This window comes from Pseudoduganella aquatica (genome assembly GCF_020865585.1).
Classification (GTDB): Bacteria; Pseudomonadota; Gammaproteobacteria; order Burkholderiales; family Burkholderiaceae_D; genus Rugamonas; species Rugamonas aquatica_A.
On record NZ_CP086370.1, the window covers coordinates 4,404,929 to 4,422,963 of the forward strand.

General features: G+C 67.8%; 10 protein-coding genes. 6 read left to right on the forward strand and 4 right to left on the reverse strand.

The features are described from left to right. Positions 1 to 6: 6 nt before the first annotated feature. The 4 genes from KT882_RS19635 to KT882_RS19650 form a co-directional block, all read right to left on the reverse strand. Entirely contained in the window at positions 7 to 1,173 is a 1,167-nt protein-coding gene (locus KT882_RS19635; RefSeq protein ID WP_161074203.1) for a cell division protein ZipA C-terminal FtsZ-binding domain-containing protein, read from the reverse strand. Beyond that, on the reverse strand, positions 1,170 to 4,697 hold the full coding sequence (gene smc, locus KT882_RS19640; protein ID WP_161074204.1) for a chromosome segregation protein SMC: 3,528 nt from the start codon (positions 4,695 to 4,697) through the stop codon (positions 1,170 to 1,172). Before smc ends, KT882_RS19635 begins: the two co-directional genes overlap by 4 nt. Before the next feature lie 103 nt (positions 4,698 to 4,800). Then, positions 4,801 to 6,411 (reverse strand): GMC family oxidoreductase, encoded by a 1,611-nt coding sequence (locus tag KT882_RS19645; RefSeq protein WP_456107287.1) that lies wholly within the window; start codon positions 6,409 to 6,411, stop codon positions 4,801 to 4,803. Positions 6,412 to 6,413: 2 nt separating this feature from the next. Further along, complete coding sequence (locus tag KT882_RS19650) at positions 6,414 to 7,901, reverse strand: coniferyl aldehyde dehydrogenase (protein WP_228893105.1); 1,488 nt, start codon at positions 7,899 to 7,901, stop codon at positions 6,414 to 6,416. A 186-nt stretch (positions 7,902 to 8,087) separates the two neighbouring features. On the opposite strand from KT882_RS19650, the gene KT882_RS19655 reads away from it, so the two are divergent. The 6 genes from KT882_RS19655 to KT882_RS19680 all read left to right on the forward strand — a co-directional run bounded on the left by KT882_RS19655 (position 8,088) and on the right by KT882_RS19680 (position 18,020). Next, positions 8,088 to 10,814 carry a LuxR C-terminal-related transcriptional regulator gene (locus tag KT882_RS19655; RefSeq protein WP_228893106.1) on the forward strand — a complete coding sequence of 909 codons (2,727 nt, stop codon included), beginning with the start codon at positions 8,088 to 8,090 and terminating at the stop codon, positions 10,812 to 10,814. A gap of 106 nt (positions 10,815 to 10,920) precedes the next feature. Further along, positions 10,921 to 12,816: a DUF1302 domain-containing protein gene (locus KT882_RS19660; protein ID WP_228893107.1), complete on the forward strand. Its 1,896-nt coding sequence runs from the start codon at positions 10,921 to 10,923 to the stop codon at positions 12,814 to 12,816. Positions 12,817 to 12,835: 19 nt separating this feature from the next. After that, the gene (locus KT882_RS19665; protein WP_228893108.1) at positions 12,836 to 14,173 is read left to right on the forward strand and encodes a DUF1329 domain-containing protein; all 1,338 of its coding nucleotides are present in this window, start codon (positions 12,836 to 12,838) and stop codon (positions 14,171 to 14,173) included. 131 nt (positions 14,174 to 14,304) lie between these two features. Then, positions 14,305 to 15,315: a WD40/YVTN/BNR-like repeat-containing protein gene (locus tag KT882_RS19670; RefSeq protein ID WP_228893109.1), complete on the forward strand. Its 1,011-nt coding sequence runs from the start codon at positions 14,305 to 14,307 to the stop codon at positions 15,313 to 15,315. Continuing rightward, positions 15,312 to 17,651, forward strand: coding sequence for an efflux RND transporter permease subunit (locus KT882_RS19675; RefSeq protein WP_228893110.1), 2,340 nt, complete (start codon positions 15,312 to 15,314; stop codon positions 17,649 to 17,651). Before KT882_RS19670 ends, KT882_RS19675 begins: the two co-directional genes overlap by 4 nt. Before the next feature lie 63 nt (positions 17,652 to 17,714). Beyond that, positions 17,715 to 18,020, forward strand: a complete 306-nt coding sequence (locus KT882_RS19680; RefSeq protein WP_161074210.1) for a hypothetical protein — start codon at positions 17,715 to 17,717, stop codon at positions 18,018 to 18,020. Positions 18,021 to 18,035: the final 15 nt, after the last annotated feature.

Below are 18,035 nucleotides of genomic sequence, written 5' to 3' on the forward strand. Positions count from 1 at the left end.
GCACCCTTAGCAGAACAGGCGCAGCGCGCGGGTGGAACCGGCCGGGATGTCGGAGGACTCCATGTCGGCGTAGAAGTCGCGCACCTGGCCGGCGATTTCGGCCAGCGCTTCGTCCGACAGCGCCTGGCTGTAGTCGTCCACGATGGTGCCATCCAGGCGGCCCGCCAGCGATTTGGCGCAGGCGATCATGGCGCCGAAGCCGTCGCGCGACGGGGCCACGCAGGGCACGTCGAGCAGCAGCGTCAGGCGCGGCGTGGTTTCTTCGGCCAGCGTGACATTGGTCGACAGCGAGAACAGGTGGCCGCCGTCGCCGTCCGGCATCACGTAGCGGCCGTCGGGACGCACGTCGAAGCCCTGCTTCTCCAGTGCGCCCAGCAGCGTGCTGATGGCCCACGGCGCGCCGTTGGTGTGCAGGTTCACGCCCAGCTGGGCGTCGTGGCTGGAGACGAAGCGGTGCAGCGTTTTCGCCTCGGCCATCACTTCCATCATGTCCGGAATGGCCGGTTCGGCGCCGATTTCATCGGCCATGGCGCGCAAGCGCGTCACCAGTTCGGAGTATTCGAGTTCGTTCAGCGCGGTGCTGCGGCTGGCCAGCTGCACGCCGCCTTGCAGCTCCGTGTAAACGCCGCCGTGGACGATGGGTTCCCAGTCGCCGTTCACGTGCAGGCCGATGTAGTGCACCGGCTTGTTGCCCACCAGGCGCAGCTTCTGCAGCACCGGCAGGATTTTGTCGCCGCGCACCGGGGCTTCCAGCGCCAGCGGCAGCAGGCAGTCGATCAGCGGGTCCACCAGCGCGGTGGCCTGCTCCGCTGCTGGCGTGAGCGTGCCGGCTTCGTGCGCGGTGGGCGCGTAGGATTCACCGCCGGCGTCTCCGCCCGCGCCACCAACCCCGCCGCTGCCGCCAGCCGCTCCGGCCCCGCCGGCGCTGCCGCCGTGGGAGCGCGCGCTGGCGCCTGCCGCTGCGGCGGCATCGGTCTCGCCAAGCGAGAAGCTCGGTTCGTGCCGGGGCACGCCGGCTTCGCCGTCGGGCCGCATCAGCACGTCGTCATGGTCGGACGAAAACGCCCGCTCCACCGATTTTTTGGCTTTGTATTCCTGCCATTTGTTGTAAGCGACAACGCCGACGATAAAGACGCCGCTTGCCGCGATCAAACTCATTTGAAGGTCTGTCATGCTGCTTGTGCCTCAGAAGCGAAGTTGGCGGCGGCTTCCATATCCACCGCCACGATGCGCGATACGCCCTGCTCTTGCATCGTCACACCGATCAGTTGATTGGCCATCTCCATCGCAATCTTGTTGTGCGAAATGAAGAGGAATTGGGTCTGGTCGGACATCCGTTTCACCATGCGGCAGAAACGTTCCGTATTAGCGTCGTCCAGCGGCGCGTCGACCTCGTCGAGCAGGCAGAACGGCGCCGGGTTCAGGCGGAACATGGAAAACACCAGCGCGGTCGCGGTCAGCGCTTTCTCGCCGCCCGACAGCAAATGGATGGTGGCGTTCTTCTTGCCCGGCGGCTGCGCCATCACCTGCACGCCGGAATCCAGGATTTCGTCGCCCGTCATGATCAGCTTGGCCTGGCCGCCGCCGAACAGTATAGGGAAAAGTTCGGAGAAGTGGCCGTTCACGCGGTCGAACGTGTCTTGCAGCAGGTCGCGGGTTTCCTTGTCGATGCGCGCAATCGCGTCTTCCAGCGTGTTGATCGCTTCGGTCAGGTCGGCGTTCTGCGCGTCGAGGAAGTTCTTGCGCTCGGAGGCCTGCGCCAACTCGTCCAGCGCGGCCAGATTCACCGCGCCCAGCATGGAGATGGCGTTGTTCAGGCGCGTGACCTCGCCTTGCAGATAGGACGGCTTCATGTCCGGATTCAGTTTCTCCGCCAGCGCCGCCTCGTCCGCGCCCGCCTCCGCCAGCTGCGCGGAGAACTGCTCCTGGTTCAGGCGCGCGGCCTGCTCCTTGAGCTGCAGCTCCATGATCTTGTCGCGCTGCGGCTGCAGGCTGCGTTCGTTGTTCATGCGCGCATCCTCGAAGCTGCGCAGCTGCTGCGTGATCTGGTCCAGCTCATGGCGCGCGTCCGACAGCGCGCGCTCCTGCTGCGTGCGGCGTTCCAGCAGCTCCTGCAGGCCTTCGCTTGCGGTGCCGGCTTCCAGGCTTTCCAGTTCGCGCTGCCCGGCCTGCAGGCTATCCGCCACCTGCGCCGCCTGCGTGGTGGCGGTGGCGATGCTGCGGCGCAGCTCCTCGATCTTGCTGCGCTGGGACTTCTCGGCAAATTCCGCTTCCTGCGCGCCGCGCTCCAGGTCGCGCAGGGCCTGGCGGGCGTCGGCCAGCTTCTGTTCCTTCTCCATGAACAGGGTCTGGCCGTCCTCATGCTCGCCCTGCAGGTTGCCCAGCTCCATATCGAGCTGCTCGAACTTCTCCTCGGACTCCATGCGCACCTGCATCTGCTCCGATTCCTGCGCGCCGATTTCGGCCAGGTCCGCCTCGATCTGCGTGCTGCGCTGGTTGAAGCGCGCCTCGATCTCGGACAGCTTGACCACCTCGAGCTGCAAAGCGTGCACCGACTGCGTGAGCAGCTGCGACTTCTGGCGCAGCTCGGCCAGGCTGCGCGCATGCGCCGCCACGGCGGCGTCCGCGCGCACCGAGCGGGCGCGCGCCTCGTCGGCCAGGATGGTCTGGGCGCGCAGCTGCTTGCCGATGTTGTCGATCTCCTGCTGGCGCGCCAGCATGCCGTCCTGCTCCGCGTCGGCGGCGTAGAAACGCACGCTGGACTGGGTGACAACGTGGCCCTGCGCGGTCACGAACACGCCGCCGGCGGGCAGCGTGGCGCGCGCCTTGAAGGCGGCGTCCGCGCTGTCTGCGATGAAGACGTTGTGCAGCCAGTCCTGCAGCACCGCGCGCAGGCCGGGATCATTCAGTTTCAGCAGCGTGATGAAGGGCTTCAGGCCAGGCTGCTCCTGCTGCATGGGCGGCGCGCTGGCGCCGGGCGCGAACAGCGCCAGCTTGGCCGGAGGCGCGTCGCTGAAGAAGTGCTTGGCCCATTCAATATTGGACACTTGCAGGGCCGAGGTGCGCTCGCGCAGGATGGCCTCCATCGCCGTCTCCCAGCCCGCCTCGATCTGCAGCTTCTGCCACAGGCGCGGCAGTGCATCCAGCTCGTGCTTCTGCAGCCACGGCGTGACCTTGCCCTGGGTCTGCACGCGCTCCTGCAACTGGCGCAGCGCATTCAGGCGCGCTTCCAGCTGCGCATTGGCGGCCGCTTCGGCGTTCACCTGCAGCTGCGCGTCCTGGCGCTCCGCTTCCAGCTTGGGCTGCTGCTCCAGCGCTTCTTCCAGGTGGTAGTTGAGTTCCTCGGACGCCTGCTGCTTTTCCTCCAGCTGCATCTTCAGGTTGGACAGGTGCGCCGAATCCGGCAGGCTCAGGCCGTGCTTCTCCTGCTGCAGGCGCTCGCGCCGCACGGCCAGGCCGTTCAGGATGTTGCTGGCGTTGCGCTGGTGCGCCGATTCCAGTTCCAGCTGCTGCTGCGCCTGCATGATGCGGGCGCGCGACGCGCTGCTCTTGTCCTGCGCCGCGCGCCAGGCCGCCTCCAGCACCGGCAGCGACTCCGCCTTCTGCTCGGCCATCATGCGCGCCTGCTCCACCTTGGCGGACAACTCCTCCAGGTTGAACTCGGCTTCCTCTATCTGCTCGCTGTACTCGGCGGCCTGGTTCTGCCACTGGTCGCGCTGCGCGCCCAGGGTGGCCAGCTGGTTCTGCAAGCGGGTGCGCGACTCCACCACGAACTTGATCTGCGCTTCCAGGCTGCCGATTTCTGAGTTGGTCTGGTACAGATGGCCTTGCGCGGTGTGCAGGCGGTCGCCCACGGCGAAGTGCGACTGGCGCATCTGCTCCAGCGTCAGCTCCACGTTGCGCAGCTTGGCGGTCTGCTCTTCCAGGTCGGTCTGGGCCTGCTCCACCTCGCGGAAGTACTTGGTCTGCTCGTACTGCGCCTCGTTCTTGCGCAGCAGCCAAAGCAGTTTCTGCTTCTCGTCCTGGTCGGCCTGCAGCTGGTGGAAGCGGTGCGCCACGGCTGCCTGCGCTTCCAGCTTTTCCAGGTTGGCGTTCAGTTCGCGCAGGATGTCCTCCACGCGCAGCAGGTTCTCGCGCGTGTCGTGCAGGCGGTTCTCGGTTTCGCGGCGGCGCTCCTTGTACTTGGACACGCCGGCGGCCTCCTCCAGGAATACCCGCAGCTCCTCGGGGCGCGACTCGATAATGCGCGAGATCATGCCCTGGCCGATGATGGCGTAGGCGCGCGGACCGAGGCCGGTGCCGAGGAAAATGTCCTGGATGTCGCGCCGGCGCACCGGCTGGCCGTTGATGTAGTAGGTGGACGTGCCGTCGCGCGTGAGCGTGCGCTTGACCGCGATCTCGGCGTACTGGCCCCACTGGCCGGAAGCCTTGCCGTCGTTATTGTCGAACACCAGCTCCACAGACGCGCGGCCGGCCGGCTTGCGGTGCGTGGAGCCGTTGAAAATCACATCCTGCATGGACTCGCCGCGCAGCTCCGACGCTTTCGATTCGCCCAGCACCCATCGCACGGCATCGATAATGTTCGATTTGCCGCAGCCGTTGGGACCTACCACGCCGACCAGCTGACCGGGCACCTGGAAATTGGTGGGATCAACAAATGACTTAAATCCCGACAATTTAATGGAAGATAGACGCACGTTTTAGGACGAATTGAATTGCCACAATGAAAAGTGGCCTATCATACCATTTCAATGCCCGATTCAGGCCAAAAACGCGCGCGCTGCGGGGCGGGGCCGCCCCCTAGCCGGCGGCGCGGCCGTCCCTCAGCAGGATGGCGCACTTTTCCCCGATCATGATGCTCGGCGCATTGGTGTTGCCCGAGACGATGGTGGGCATGATGGAGGCGTCCGCCACGCGCAAACCGGCCACGCCGCGCACGCGCAGCTGGGCGTCCACCACCGCCATGGGATCGTCCTGCGGCCCCATCTTGCAGGTGCCGACCGGGTGGTACTGCGTGTCGGCCCGCTTGCGGATATCGGCGATGGTGGCGGCGCGGTCGCCCAGGCGCACCGGATACAGCATCTTGCCGCGCACCGGATCCAGCGGCGCCGACTCCATGATTTTCTGCTGCAGGCACACGCCCTGGTACAAGGTTTCCAGGTCGCGCTCGTCGCTGAGGAAGCGCGGATCAATATGGGGCGCGTCGCGCGCGTCGCGGCTGCGCAGGCTGACTTCGCCCCGGCTGTGCGGCCGCAGCAGGTCCACGTGGCAGGAAATGCCGTGCCCCAGGTGCATCTTGCGCGCGTGGTCGTCCACCAGCGCCAGCACGAACACCAGTTGCAGGTCCGGCACCGCCACATCCGGCGAGGAACGCAGGAAAGCGCCAGCCTCGGCGTAGGGACTGGTGATCATGCCGCTGCGCTTGCTGCGCCACTCCAGCATGGCGGCCGCGATTTTGCCGGCGCCGCGCGCCGACAGGCCGAAGGTCTCGGTATCGCTGGGCGTCTGCCAGCCCTGCACGTGGTCGATATGGTCCTGCAGGTTGCGGCCCACGCCGGGCAAGTCCTTCACCACGGGGATGCCCATGGCCTGCAGCTGCGCCGCCGGGCCTATGCCGGACAGCATCAGCAGCTGCGGCGAGCCGAAGGCGCCGCCGCTCAGCACCACTTCGCGCCGCGCGCGCACCTGCTTCAGCGCGCCGCCGTGGTGGTATTCCACGCCGGCCGCGCGTCCTTCCTCCAGCAGGATGCGCGACGACACGGCGTGCGTCACCACCCGCAGGTTGGGGCGGTCCAGATTCGGCGTCAGATAGGCCTTGGCCGCGCTGCAGCGCTCACCGTTCCTGTGCGTCACCTGGTACATGAAAGCGCCTTCCTGCCGGACGCCGTTGTAGTCGCGCACCTGGGGCAGGCCGTTCAGGGCGGCCGCATCCAGGAACATCTGGTTGATCGGACTGGCGTGGCGCGGATAGCACACGTTGAGCGGGCCGCCCTTGCCATGGAAGGCGTCGCCGCCGAAGTCTTCGTTGTTCTCGGCGCGCTTGAACAAGGGCAGCACGTCCTGGTAGGACCAGCCGGGGTTGCCCTGCGCGGCCCAGTTGTCGTAGTCCCAGGCGTTGCCGCGCACGTAGAGCATGGCGTTGATGGAGCTGCTGCCGCCCAGCGTTTTGCCGCGCGGCTGGTAGCCCCTGCGTCCGTTCAGTCCCGGCTGCGGCACCGTCTCGTAGGCATAGTTGTTGATCTTGCGCGGCAACATGGCCACCACGGCGGCCGGCGCATGTATCAGCACGCTGCTGTCCGGACCACCCGCCTCCAGCAGGCAGACCGAGACCGACGGGTCTTCCGTCAGCCGCGCGGCGATGGCGCAGCCGGCAGAACCGGCGCCCACCACGATATAGTCGAATTCCTGCATGCTCATGCCTGCTCCTTGCCGTGTTCAATGCGCGGGGCCACGCCGGGGTCGCCCTTGCCGAGAAATACGCGCAGCGCCAGCCGCTGCACCACGTTGCCGTAGGGGGGATAGAACAGGTCGATGGGGAAGAAGCGATGGCGCTTGAACACCGTCTTCGCATGCGACAGCTCGCGGAAGCCTTCCTCGCCGTGGTAATTGCCCATGCCGGAATTGCCCACGCCGCCAAACGGCGCGTCGTGGTTGATGACATGCCAGCCCCAGTCGTTGACGGTCACGCCGCCCGAATGGGTGCGGCGCAGCACCTCGTCCCGCTGCGCCGCGTCGTGGCCGAAGCAGTACAGCGCCAGCGGGCGCTCGGCCGCATTGATGAAGGCAATGGCCTCCTCCAGCGTGTCATACGGGACGATGGGCAGCACGGGGCCGAAGATCTCTTCGCGCATGACGCGCATGCCGGCGTCCGCGCCCAGCACCAGGTGCAGCGGCATCTGGCGCGCCGACAGCAGCAGGCGGCTGCCCTCGCCGCAGCGCAGCACGGTGGCGCCGCGCTCGCGGGCCTCGTCCAGCAGCGCGCGCAGGCGCGCATGGTGCGCCGGGCTGATGATGGCGGTGTACTCGGGCGCGCGCGTGCCGGTTTCATGAAACTCGGCGTAGGCCAGCTGCGCCGCAGCGGCAAACGCCTGCACCGACTCGCGCGGCACCAGCGCATAGTCCGGCGCCACGCAGATCTGACCGCTGTTCGCGCTCTTGCCGTGCACCACGCGGCGCGCCGCCTCGGCCACGTTGTAATTCCGCAGCAGCAGCGCAGGCGACTTGCCGCCCAGTTCCAGCGTGACCGGCGTGAGGTTGCGCGCGGCAGCCTGCATCACCAGCTTGCCCACCGCCGGCGAACCGGTAAAGACCAGGTGGTTGAACGGCAGGGCCGTGAAGACGGTGGGGTCGTCCAGCTCCCCGGCCAGCACCGCCACCTGCTCTTCCGCGAAGATTTCGCCCAGCACGCGGCGCAGCACGGCGTTGGTGGCGGGCGTAAGCTCGGAAAGCTTGAGCATGACGCGGTTGCCGGCCGCCAGCGCCGCCGCCAGGGGACCGAGCGCCAGGTAGACCGGGAAGTTCCATGGCACGATCACGCCCACCACGCCCTTGGGCTGGTAGCGCACGGTCACGGAATTGGATAAAAACAGCAGCTCGGTGCGGCGGCGGCTCGGCTTCATCCACTTGCGGACGTGGGAAATGGCGTGGTTGATCTCCAGCGTGGAGGCCAGCAGGTCGAGCATCTTGGATTCGGCCACGGCGCGGTAGCCGAAATCGGCATGCATGGCGGCGGCCAGCGCGTCCTGGTAGCGCTGTACCTGGCGCTTGAGCGCCTGCAGCGCGGCGCGCCGCTGGGCGGCGCTGGGATAGGGGGCGGCGGCATAGGCCTGTTGCTGGGCGGCGAACAGGCGGCGCGCCCGTTCCTCCGCCGCGCTGGGCGCGGGGTCTGCGTGCGGGTGCATGGTGTCCTTTGAAAAAAACGGGAGGAACAAGTCCTCCCGCGAATGGAGACTACATAGCGCATGTGGCACGGATAGCTCCGTACCGGCATGTGCTGGAAGCCATTCTGAAGGCGTGCCCGCCTCCGCATCATCCCCTTGATGGGGGAGCGATGTTCCATCCCCCATGGGTGGGACTACAATGGACGCATGCCTACCCCAGCCCCCTCCAGCACGCCGCTGATCGCCACCAAGACCCTGCCGCCCAAGCACAGGCGCGGCCTGATTTCGCGCGCGCGGCTGGGTGAACTGGCCGGCGATATCGAGTCCCACCTGCTCACCGTGGTCAAAGCCCCGGGCGGCTTCGGCAAGACCACGCTGGGCCAGGCCTGGGCCGGCACCCTGGCCGAACGCGGCCACCTGGTGGCCTGGCTGTCGCTCGACGACGACGATGACGAGCCGCAGCGCTTCCTGCACTACACCAGCCACGCCTTGCAGCGCGCCCACCCGGACCTGGGCGCGGCCTGCGTGGCCATGTTCGCCCAGTCCATGCTGGCCGACCCGCAGCAGGCGCTGGCCATGCTGATCGAGGAAGTGGTGAGCTGCGGCGAGGAGGTATTCCTCTTCCTGGACGACTACCACTGCCTCACGCTGCCCGAGATCCACGCGCTCGTGTCCTTCCTGCTGCGCTACGCGCCGTCCAATCTGCACCTGGTGCTGCTGTCGCGCGCCAGCGCGCCGCTGGCGCTCGACACGCTGCGCGTGCGCCACGCCCTGCTGGAAATCGACGCCGCGCAGCTGCGCTTCACCCCCGACGAGACCCAGGAATTCCTCAACGCCAGTCCCGCCGCCCAGCTATCGCCCGAGGACAGCCGCCGCATCCACAGCCAGACCGAGGGCTGGGCGGCGGCGCTGCGCCTGATGTCGCTGTCACTGCAAAGCCAGGGCCGGAGCAGCCATGCGCCGCAGGCGCCGTCCACGGCCGGCCTGGCGCGCTCCATCGACGGCTACCTGTGCGAGCTGCTGACGCAGCTGCCGCCAGAACTGGCCGGCTTCATGCTGTGCACCGCCCTGCCCGAACGGCTGTCGCCGGCGCTGGCGGCGGCCCTGGTGGGCGATGACGCGGCGCGCAGCCAGCTGGCGCAGCTGGAACAGCGCCAGCTGCTCACCGCCCTGGACGACGAAGGCCAGTGGTACGCCTACCACCAGCTGATCCGCGAGCACCTGGGCCAGCGCCTGCAGCAGCAAGGCGGCACACTGGCGGCCGAGCTGCACGCGCGCGCCGCCGCGTGGTACCACGCCCAAGGCCTGTGGTCGCCAGCCGTGCGCCACGCGCTCGACGGCGGCGCCACCGCCCAGGCCTACGCCTGGATAGAGGAATGCGCCATGCCGCTGGTGAAGGCCGGCGACATCCTCACCCTGGTCGGCTGCGAACGCCAGCTGGCCGCGCACATGGTGCAGCCGCCGCTGCGGCTGCGCATCGCCCTGGCGTGGGCGCGCATCCTGGCCTGCGCCTGCCCGGACGCCATCAAACTGCTGGACGACATCGAGGCCGACGCCGACACCGAACAGCTGCGCCAGGACAGCCGCGCCGCCCGCGCCGCCGCCTACGCCCTGCTGGACCGCCCGCTGGAGGCGCGCGCCATCGCCGAGGACTGCCTGCGCCAGCCGGTGCCGGACCGCTGGGTCCACAACTCCCTGTACAACATCCTGCGCTTCTGCGCGCTGCGCACCGGCCGCTGGACCGATTTCTACGCCACGCCCGACCTGCCCTACCCGGACGGCGAAGGCCGGCGCAACATCCTGTCCGCGATCTACCGCCTGGTGCTGCTGGGCGTGGGCGACTGCGTGCGCGGCGAGCTGCCGCTGGCCGAACAGCGCTACACGGCCGCCATCTCGCTCGGCTACAGCGCCGAAAACCCGGACAGCGCCGTCACCGCCCTGCCCTCGGGCATGCTGGCCCACGTCTGCTACGAGCAAAACCGCCTGGACGAAGCCGAAGCGCTGCTGGCCAACCGGCTGGAGGTGCTGTGCACGCTGGGCTTTGCCGAAAGCGTCAAGCACATCTTCCTGACGGCCGCACGCATGGCGCAGCGCCAGGGCCGCCACGACCGCGCGCTGGCCTTGCTGGAGCAGGCCGAGAACATCGGCATCAGCCGCCACTGGGACCGGCTGGTGGCCGCCGTCCAGCTTGAGCGCCTGCGCCTGCACCTGAGCCAGGGCCGGCTGGCCGAGGCGCAAGCCTATCTGCAGCGGCTGCGCCAGCTGGCCGCGTCCACCCCGCACACGCCCACCAACCCGCTGGGCGAGGTGCGCCAGTACGCGGCCTTCGGCGACGCCTACTGCGCACTGCAGCAATTCCGCTACAAAGACGCGCAGCAGGTGCTGGAGCCGCTGCTCGCCGAGCTGCTGGCCCTGGACAGCAATCTGCTGGCCATCCGCGCCGGCCTGGCGCTGGCCATCGCCCTGCAGGGGCAGCGCCTGCACGTGCAGGCGCTGCGCGCCTGCCGCGAAGCGATGGAGCTGGCGGCCCACGCAGGGATTATCGGCTCGGTGCTGGACCAGGGGCCGGAGCTGGGCGCCCTGCTGGCCGCGCTGCGCGCCAAGCTGGAGCCGGGCACGCCGCTGCTCGCCTTCACGCTGCGGGTGCTCGATGCCTGGCAGGCGCTCTACGGCGGCATGGCCTCCCCCAACGCGGGCGGCGGCGCGGCCGGCAAGGGCGCCGACGCGCGCCTGAGCCTGGGGCCGCGCGAATGCGGCATCCTGGAGCTGATCGCCGAGGGCAATTCCAACAAGGAGGTGGCGCGCCTGCTCGGCATCGGCCCGGAAACGGTGAAGACCCACCTGAAGAACATCTTCGTCAAGCTCAACGTGGACCGCCGCATCCAGGCGGTGGCGCAGGCCGAAGCGCTCGGCCTGCTCAAGCGCCGCCGCTAGCCCGTCCCGTCATTCCCCCGATCGGGGGATTAGCCGCCGCCCCGGCAACCCCTATTGTGCTAAACAGCCGCGCCTAGCGGCAAACCACAATACCAAGAGGGGACACATGCAAGCGCATTTCAAGAAGAACACCATCCTGCCGGGCCTGCTGGCCGCTGCGCTGGCGGCCTGGGCGGCCGGCGCAGGCGCCACCGAATTCGACCTCGAGAACGGCTGGACCGGCTCCTGGAACAACACCGTGTTCGCCGGCCAGCAGTGGCGCGCCACCGCCCCGGACGCGGACCGCTACACCGCCGGCAACGGCAAGCTGATCGGCCTGAGCGGCGGCACCGCCGGCCATCCGAACGACGCGGGCAACCTGAACTACGACAAGGGCGACCGCATCTCCACCATGTTCAAGCTGCTCACCGAGCTGGAAGTGAAGAACGGCGACATGGGTGCGCTGGTGCGCGCCAAACTGTGGTACGACCACGCCGGCAAGCACCACAAGGCCCGCTTCGGCAATATGGCCAACGGCTACACCCCGAACACCGAGCTGAGCGACGCCGGCCTGGAGCGCCTGCAGAAGTTCGACGGCGCCTACCTGCTGGACGCCTACGTCTACAACACCTTCAAGGTGGCGGACAAGCCGCTGCAGCTGCGCCTGGGCCGCCAGGTCATCAACTGGGGCGAAAGCCTGTTCATCCAGGGCGTCAACGGCCTCAACCCGGTCGACCTGGGCACGCTGCGCCGCCCCGGCGCCGAACTGAAGGAAGCGCTGCTGCCGCTGGGCGCGCTGTCGGCCAGCATGGGGCTGGGTGGCGGCCACTCGCTGGAAGCGTTCTACCAGTACCAGTGGGGCAACACCTCGATCGATTCCTGCGGCACCTACTGGTCCGTGACGGAAACGTCGATCTCGGCCGACGCGGGCGCTTGCAAGGCCGCCACGCTGGTGCCGCTGGGCGGCATCAGCGGCGTGGCCGCCTTCAAGGGCGGCATGTACGTGCCCATCGCCCAGGGCAAGAAAGCCAGCGACAGCGGCCAGTACGGCCTGGCCTACCGATTCCCGGTGGACGCCATCGACACCGAGTTCGGCCTGTACGCCACCAATGTGCACATGCGCACGCCCATCGTCTCCGGCCTGACCGGCACCAACCTGAAAGCCATCAACCCGGCCATTCCGCTGCTGATGCCGCTGGCGGGCTTTGCCGGCGTGGCCGCGCTGAACCCGATGACCAACCCGGCCATCAAGCCCATGCAGGCCTTCTGGGAATATCCGGAAGACGTGCGCACCTTCGCGCTCAGCGCATCGACCAACCTGGGCGGCTGGTCCATCGGCTCCGAGCTGAGTTACTCGCCCAATGTGCCGGTGCAGCGCAACGGCAACGACCTGATCGGCGCGGCCCTGCAAGGCGCCGGCCCGCTGGGCGCCGTCGCGCGCGCCGCCGTGGCCCAGGGCGTGGGCACCTACGTGCAAGGCTATGACCGCTTCCACAAGACCCAGTTCCAGGTCAACGGCGTGAACACCTTCTCCAACGTGCTGGGCGCGCAGCAGGCCGTGGTGGTCGGCGAGCTGGCCGTTCAGCGCAACAACGTGCCCGACAACAAGGACGCCGGCGCCATCCGCTACGGCCGCGCCTTCATGTTCGGCACCTCCTCCCATCCGCTCTACGGCGGCTCCACCTGCGGCGCCACCAACCCGAGCCCGGCCGGCTGCCAGAACGACGGCTTCATCACCGACCTGGCCTGGGGCTACCGCCTGCGCGGCCAGCTCGAGTACAGCAACGTGGCCGGCACCGGCGTCACGGCCTACCCGGCGGTCTATTTCGCGCACGACGTGAAGGGCTATTCGCTCGACAGCCAGTTGCTGGAAGACCGCCGCCAGCTGGGCCTGAGCCTGCGCCTGAGCTACCAGAAGCGCCACAACCTGGAGCTGAGCTACACCCGCTTCAACCACAAGGCGACCTACGACCCGCTGCGCGACCACGACTACATCGGCCTGACCTACAGCGCCACCTTCTAAGCAATTGGAGACACGAATAATGAAAATGATGCATACCACGCTGCTGGCAGCGCTGCTGTCGGCCTTCTCCGCCCAGGCCGCCATCACCCCGGCCGAAGCGGACAAACTGGGCAAGGAACTGACCCCGGTCGGCGCCGAAAAAGCCGGCAACAAGGAAGGCACCATCCCCAGCTGGGAAGGCGGACTGACCAAGGCCCCGGCCGGCTGGAACCCGGCGCAGGGCTATGCCGACCCCTACGCGGGGGACAAGCCGCTGTTCACCATCACCGCCGCCAACGCCGAACAGTACAAGGACAAGCTGGCCGCCGGCACGCTGGCCCTGCTGAAGAAATACCCGAGCTACAAGATGGTGGTCTACCCCAGCCACCGCAGCGCCGCCTATCCCAAGGAAGTGACGGACAAGGCCAAAGAGCAGGCCACCAAGGTCAAGCTGGAAGGCTCGGCCATGACCGAGCTGGGGGGCTCGCACGTGCCCTTCCCGATTCCGAAAACGGGCCAGGAAGCCATGAGCAACCACATGACGCGCTACCTGGGCGGCGGCTTCGACCGCACCTATGACTGGTTCCCGGTGCGCGCCAACGGCGACTTCTACCGCGTGGGCTTCCGCGAGCTGCGCGTGTCGGACGCCAATTTCGACACCAGGACGCCGAACCACCAGTTCTCCTTCCTGGGATTCTTCACCGCCCCGGCCACCTTGCAGGGCACGGTCTACCTGGTGCACGAGTCGATCGACCAGGTGAAGGAGCCGCGCCAGGCGTGGATCTACAACGCCGGCCAGCGCCGCGTGCGCCGCGCGCCGGACCTGGCCTATGACAACATCTCCGACGGCACCGAGGCCATGCGCGTGACCGACCAGTACGACGCCTACAACGGCGCGCTGGACCGCTACGAGTGGAAGCTGGTGGGCAAGAAGGAAATGTACATTCCGTACAACAGCTACAAGCTGTCGGACAAGAAGCTGAAGTACGCCGACATCATCCAGAAGAACTCCATCAACCCGGACCTGATGCGCTACGAGCTGCACCGCGTCTGGCAGGTGGAAGCGACGCTGAAGGCGGGCCAGAAGCATATCTACGGCAAGCGCACCTTCTACCTGGACGAGGACAGCTGGGGCGTGGTGCACGAGGACGCCTACGACGGCCAGGGCCAGCTGTGGCGCATCGGCGTGCACGGCACCATGCAGTATTACGACGCCATGGCGCCGTGGTACCGCGTGAACATCTGGCACGACCTGAGCAACGGCAACTACCTGGTGTCCACGCTGGACAACGAGATCAAGACGCCGTGGAAATTCGGCGTCAAGGGCAACTGGTCGGACTTCCAGCCGGATGCGCTGCGCCGCGCCGGCACCAAATAAGCAGCCTGCATCCCGTCAAGCATGGCGGGTTACGGACTTCGTCCTAACCCGCCCTACGCAGCGCGCAGCGTATGCGTCCGCATGCGCTCCCCGCGCACCACCACCTTCCCGCAAGCCAAGAGGAACTCATCATGAAATACCCCGTGACCGCCCGCCGCGCGGCCACCTGCGCCGCCGCAGCGGCAGCCCTGCTGGCCGCCGCACTGCCTGCATCCGCCGCCGGCGCCGATGCCAAAATCGCCCCCGCGCCCGCCCTGCAAGTGCGCGCCGACCGCATCATCCTGCAAGACGTGGTCCAGGCCGGCAAACGCCTGCTGGCGGTGGGCGAACGCGGCGCCGTGCTGCTGTCGGACGACGCCGGCCAGACCTGGCAAGCCCGCTTCACCACCACCAACCGCACGCTGAGCGGCCTTGCCATGGCCGACGCCCTGCACGGCGTGGCCGTGGGCCACGGCGGCGCCGTGCTCACCACCGCCGACGGCGGCAACAGCTGGCAAGCCGTCGCCGCCGACGCGGCCGGCAAGGACTCCCTGCTGGGCGTGCTGCACGCGGGCGGCCAGCGCTACGTCGCCTGGGGCGCTTTCGGCCTCTACCTCGAGTCGGACGACAGCGGCGCCAGCTGGACCCGCCGCCAGCCCCTGGGCGCCGACTTCGACCGCCACATTTCGCAAGTGCTGGCCAACGGCCAGCACTGGCTGCTGGTGGGCGAATCGGGCACGCTGGCGCGCTCGCCGGACGGCGGCAAGACCTGGCAAACCCTGGCCTCGCCCTACCCCGGCTCCTACTTCGGCGCCCTCGCCGCCGCCGACGGCGCCCTGCTGGCCTTCGGCATGCGCGGCAATATCTACCGCTCGGCCGACCACGGCGCCAGCTGGACCAAGATCGACTCCGGCACCTCGCTGGCCCTGATGCGCGGCAGCCGCCTCGCCGACGGCCGCCTGGTCCTGGTCGGCAACGCCGGCCTGCTGGCCGTCAGCGCCGACAACGGCAGCAGCTTCACCCTCAGCAAAACCGCGCGCGGCAAAGGCCTGGCGCAGATCGTCCAAACATCGGGCCTGCATGGCGGCGGCCTGGTCGCCGTCGGCGAAGCCGGCGTGGAGCAAGTCAGCCTGGCCAAGCCCGGCGCGAAAGGAACACCATGAGCAAGCACAGCGGCGGCCTGGTCGGCCGCATCTCCCACGGCATATTCCGGTGGCGCAAAGCGCTGCTGGTGCTGTTCATCCTGGTCACCGTGGCGCTGGGCTACTGCGCCAGCCAGCTGCGCGTGCAGGCCGGCTTCACCAAGATGATCCCGCTCAAGCATGAATACATGCAGACCTTTATGGAATACCAGAAGGACTTCGGCGGCGCCAACAAGATCCTGATCGCCGTCAAGCAGAAGGACGGCGAGATCTTCCAGCCCGCCTTCATGGACACGCTGCGCAAGGTCACCGATGAAGTGTTCTACGTCAAGGGCGTCGAGCGCAGCTCGGTCACCTCGCTGTTCACCAACAACGTGCGCTACAACGAAGTGGTGGAAGACGGCTTCCGGGGCGGCAACCTGGTCTCGTCCGACTACGCCGGCACGCCGGAGCAGCTGGCCAAGGTCAAGGAAAACACCCTGAAGTCCGACTGGGTGGGCCGCATCGTATCGAACGACATGACGGCCGCCATGGTAGTGGCCACCCTGCAGGACACCGATCCCGACACCGGCAAGCGCCACGACCTGCAGGACGTGGCCGCCAAGCTGGAGCAGATCCGCGCGAAATACGAGCGCGGCCCGGTCACGCTGCACATCATCGGCTTCGCCAAATCCATCGGCGACATCGCCTCCGGCGCGGCGGGCGTGCTGGTGTTCTTCGGCATCGCCTTCGTGGTCACGGCCCTGCTGCTGTACTGGTACTCCGGCTCGCTCAAGCTCAGCGCCTGCGCGCTGGCCTGCGCCATGGTGCCCGTGGTCTGGCTGCTGGGGCTGCTGCCGCTGATGGGGCTGGGACTGGACCCGATGTCCATCCTGGTGCCCTTCCTCATCTTCTCCATCGGCGTCTCGCACGCGGTGCAGATGACCAACGCCTGGAAGCTGGAAACGCTGGCCGGCGCAGACGGCGTGACCGCCTCGCGCAACAGCTTCCAGAAACTGTTCGTGCCGGGCGCCATGGCGCTGCTGGCCAATGCGCTGGGCTTTATCGTGATCGCCTTTATCGAGATCGAAATGGTGCGCGAGCTGGCCATCACCGCCACCGTGGGCGTGTCGGTGATGATCGTGACCAACAAGATGCTGCTGCCGATACTGCTGTCCTACCTGCGCTTCTCGCCCAGCGAGGCGCAGCGCCACGCCGGTAAGGAAACCGGCGGCGACCGCCTGTGGGAACGCATCGGCCCGCTGGCCACGCGCAAGGGCGGCGCGCTGACCCTGGTGCTGGGCGGCGTGCTGCTGGCCGGCGGCCTGTGGCAGGCGCGCCAGCTGCAGATCGGCGACCTCGGCAAGGGCGTGCCCGAGCTGCGCGCCGACTCGCGCTACAACCGCGACGTGCAGGTCATCACCAGCCACTTCGCCATCGGCGTGGACCTGCTGCAGATCGTGGCCGAAGCCAAGGGCCAGGAATCGCCCTGCGTGCAGCGCCCCGTGATGGAAAAAATGGAACAGCTGGAATTCACGCTCAACCAGGAAGCGGGCGTGGCCAATGTGCGCGGCCTGGCCGGCTTCGTCAAAGGCGTGACCCAGGCCTACGCGGAAACCTTTATCAAATGGCGCGTGCTGCCGGAGGAAACCGCGCAGATCGCCCAGGGCGTGGGCTTCGCCACCCGGCTCGGCAATGAGCTGATGAATTCCAGCTGCACCGCCATGCCGGTGGCCGTCTTCACGGCCGATCACCAGGCCGGCACCATCACGCGCATCGTCGACGTGGTCAAGCGCTTCAAGGCCGAGCACGACACCGAGCAGCTGAAGTTCCGCCTGGCCGGCGGCAACGTGGGCGTGATGGCGGCCACCAACGAAGCGGTGGAAGCGGCCGACAAATGGGTCAACCTGGCGCTGTTCGCCTCGGTGAGCCTGCTGTGCCTGGCCGCGTTCCGCTCGCTGCGCATCACGCTGTGCATCATCCTGCCGCTGGCCCTGGTCACCATTTTGTGCAACGCGCTGATGGCGGCGCTGGGCATAGGCGTCAAGGTCAACACGCTGCCGGTGGTGGCGCTGGGTGTGGGGGTGGGCGTCGACTACGGCATCTACCTGTTTGAAAGCATGAAGCACGAAGCGCAAGCCGGGCGCAGCCTGCGCGCCGCCTTCGTCGAAGCGCTCAAGCAGCGCGGCACCGCGTCCGTGTTCACGGCGGTGACGATGACGGTCTCGGTGGCGACGTGGGCCTTCTCGGCCCTGAAATTCCAGGCCGACATGGGCATCCTGCTGGCGTTCATGTTCCTGGTCAACATGATCGGCGCCATCCTCCTCCTCCCCGGCCTCGCCGCCCTGCTGGTCGGCGACCGCATGCGCCCCAAATAACCAGTCCCACCCAAAGCGGGTGAGGATATACTGCTGCTTCCTTCAATCTGTCCTGGAGTCGCAATGCACATACGTACCGGAACCGGAGCCGGCGCCAGCCGGGCCGATGGAGGCATGGATTCGGGCTCGCGCATCGCCATGCTGAAGTCGCAGATCAAGGTGCTGGGCAAGAAGATCGAGGCGCTGCGCAAGGCCTTGATGGAGACGGAGGATCCAACCGCGCGCCTGGCCATCATGAAGGAAATCATCGAGCTGCAGGACATGCAGCGCATGGCGCAGGCGCAGATCACGGAGCTGGAGTTGCGCGCGCGGCGCAAGCTGGAACAGGGACGGCAGGACGCGCCGCCCGAAGACGAGCCGGCGCAGTAAGCGCCGGCTGCAATG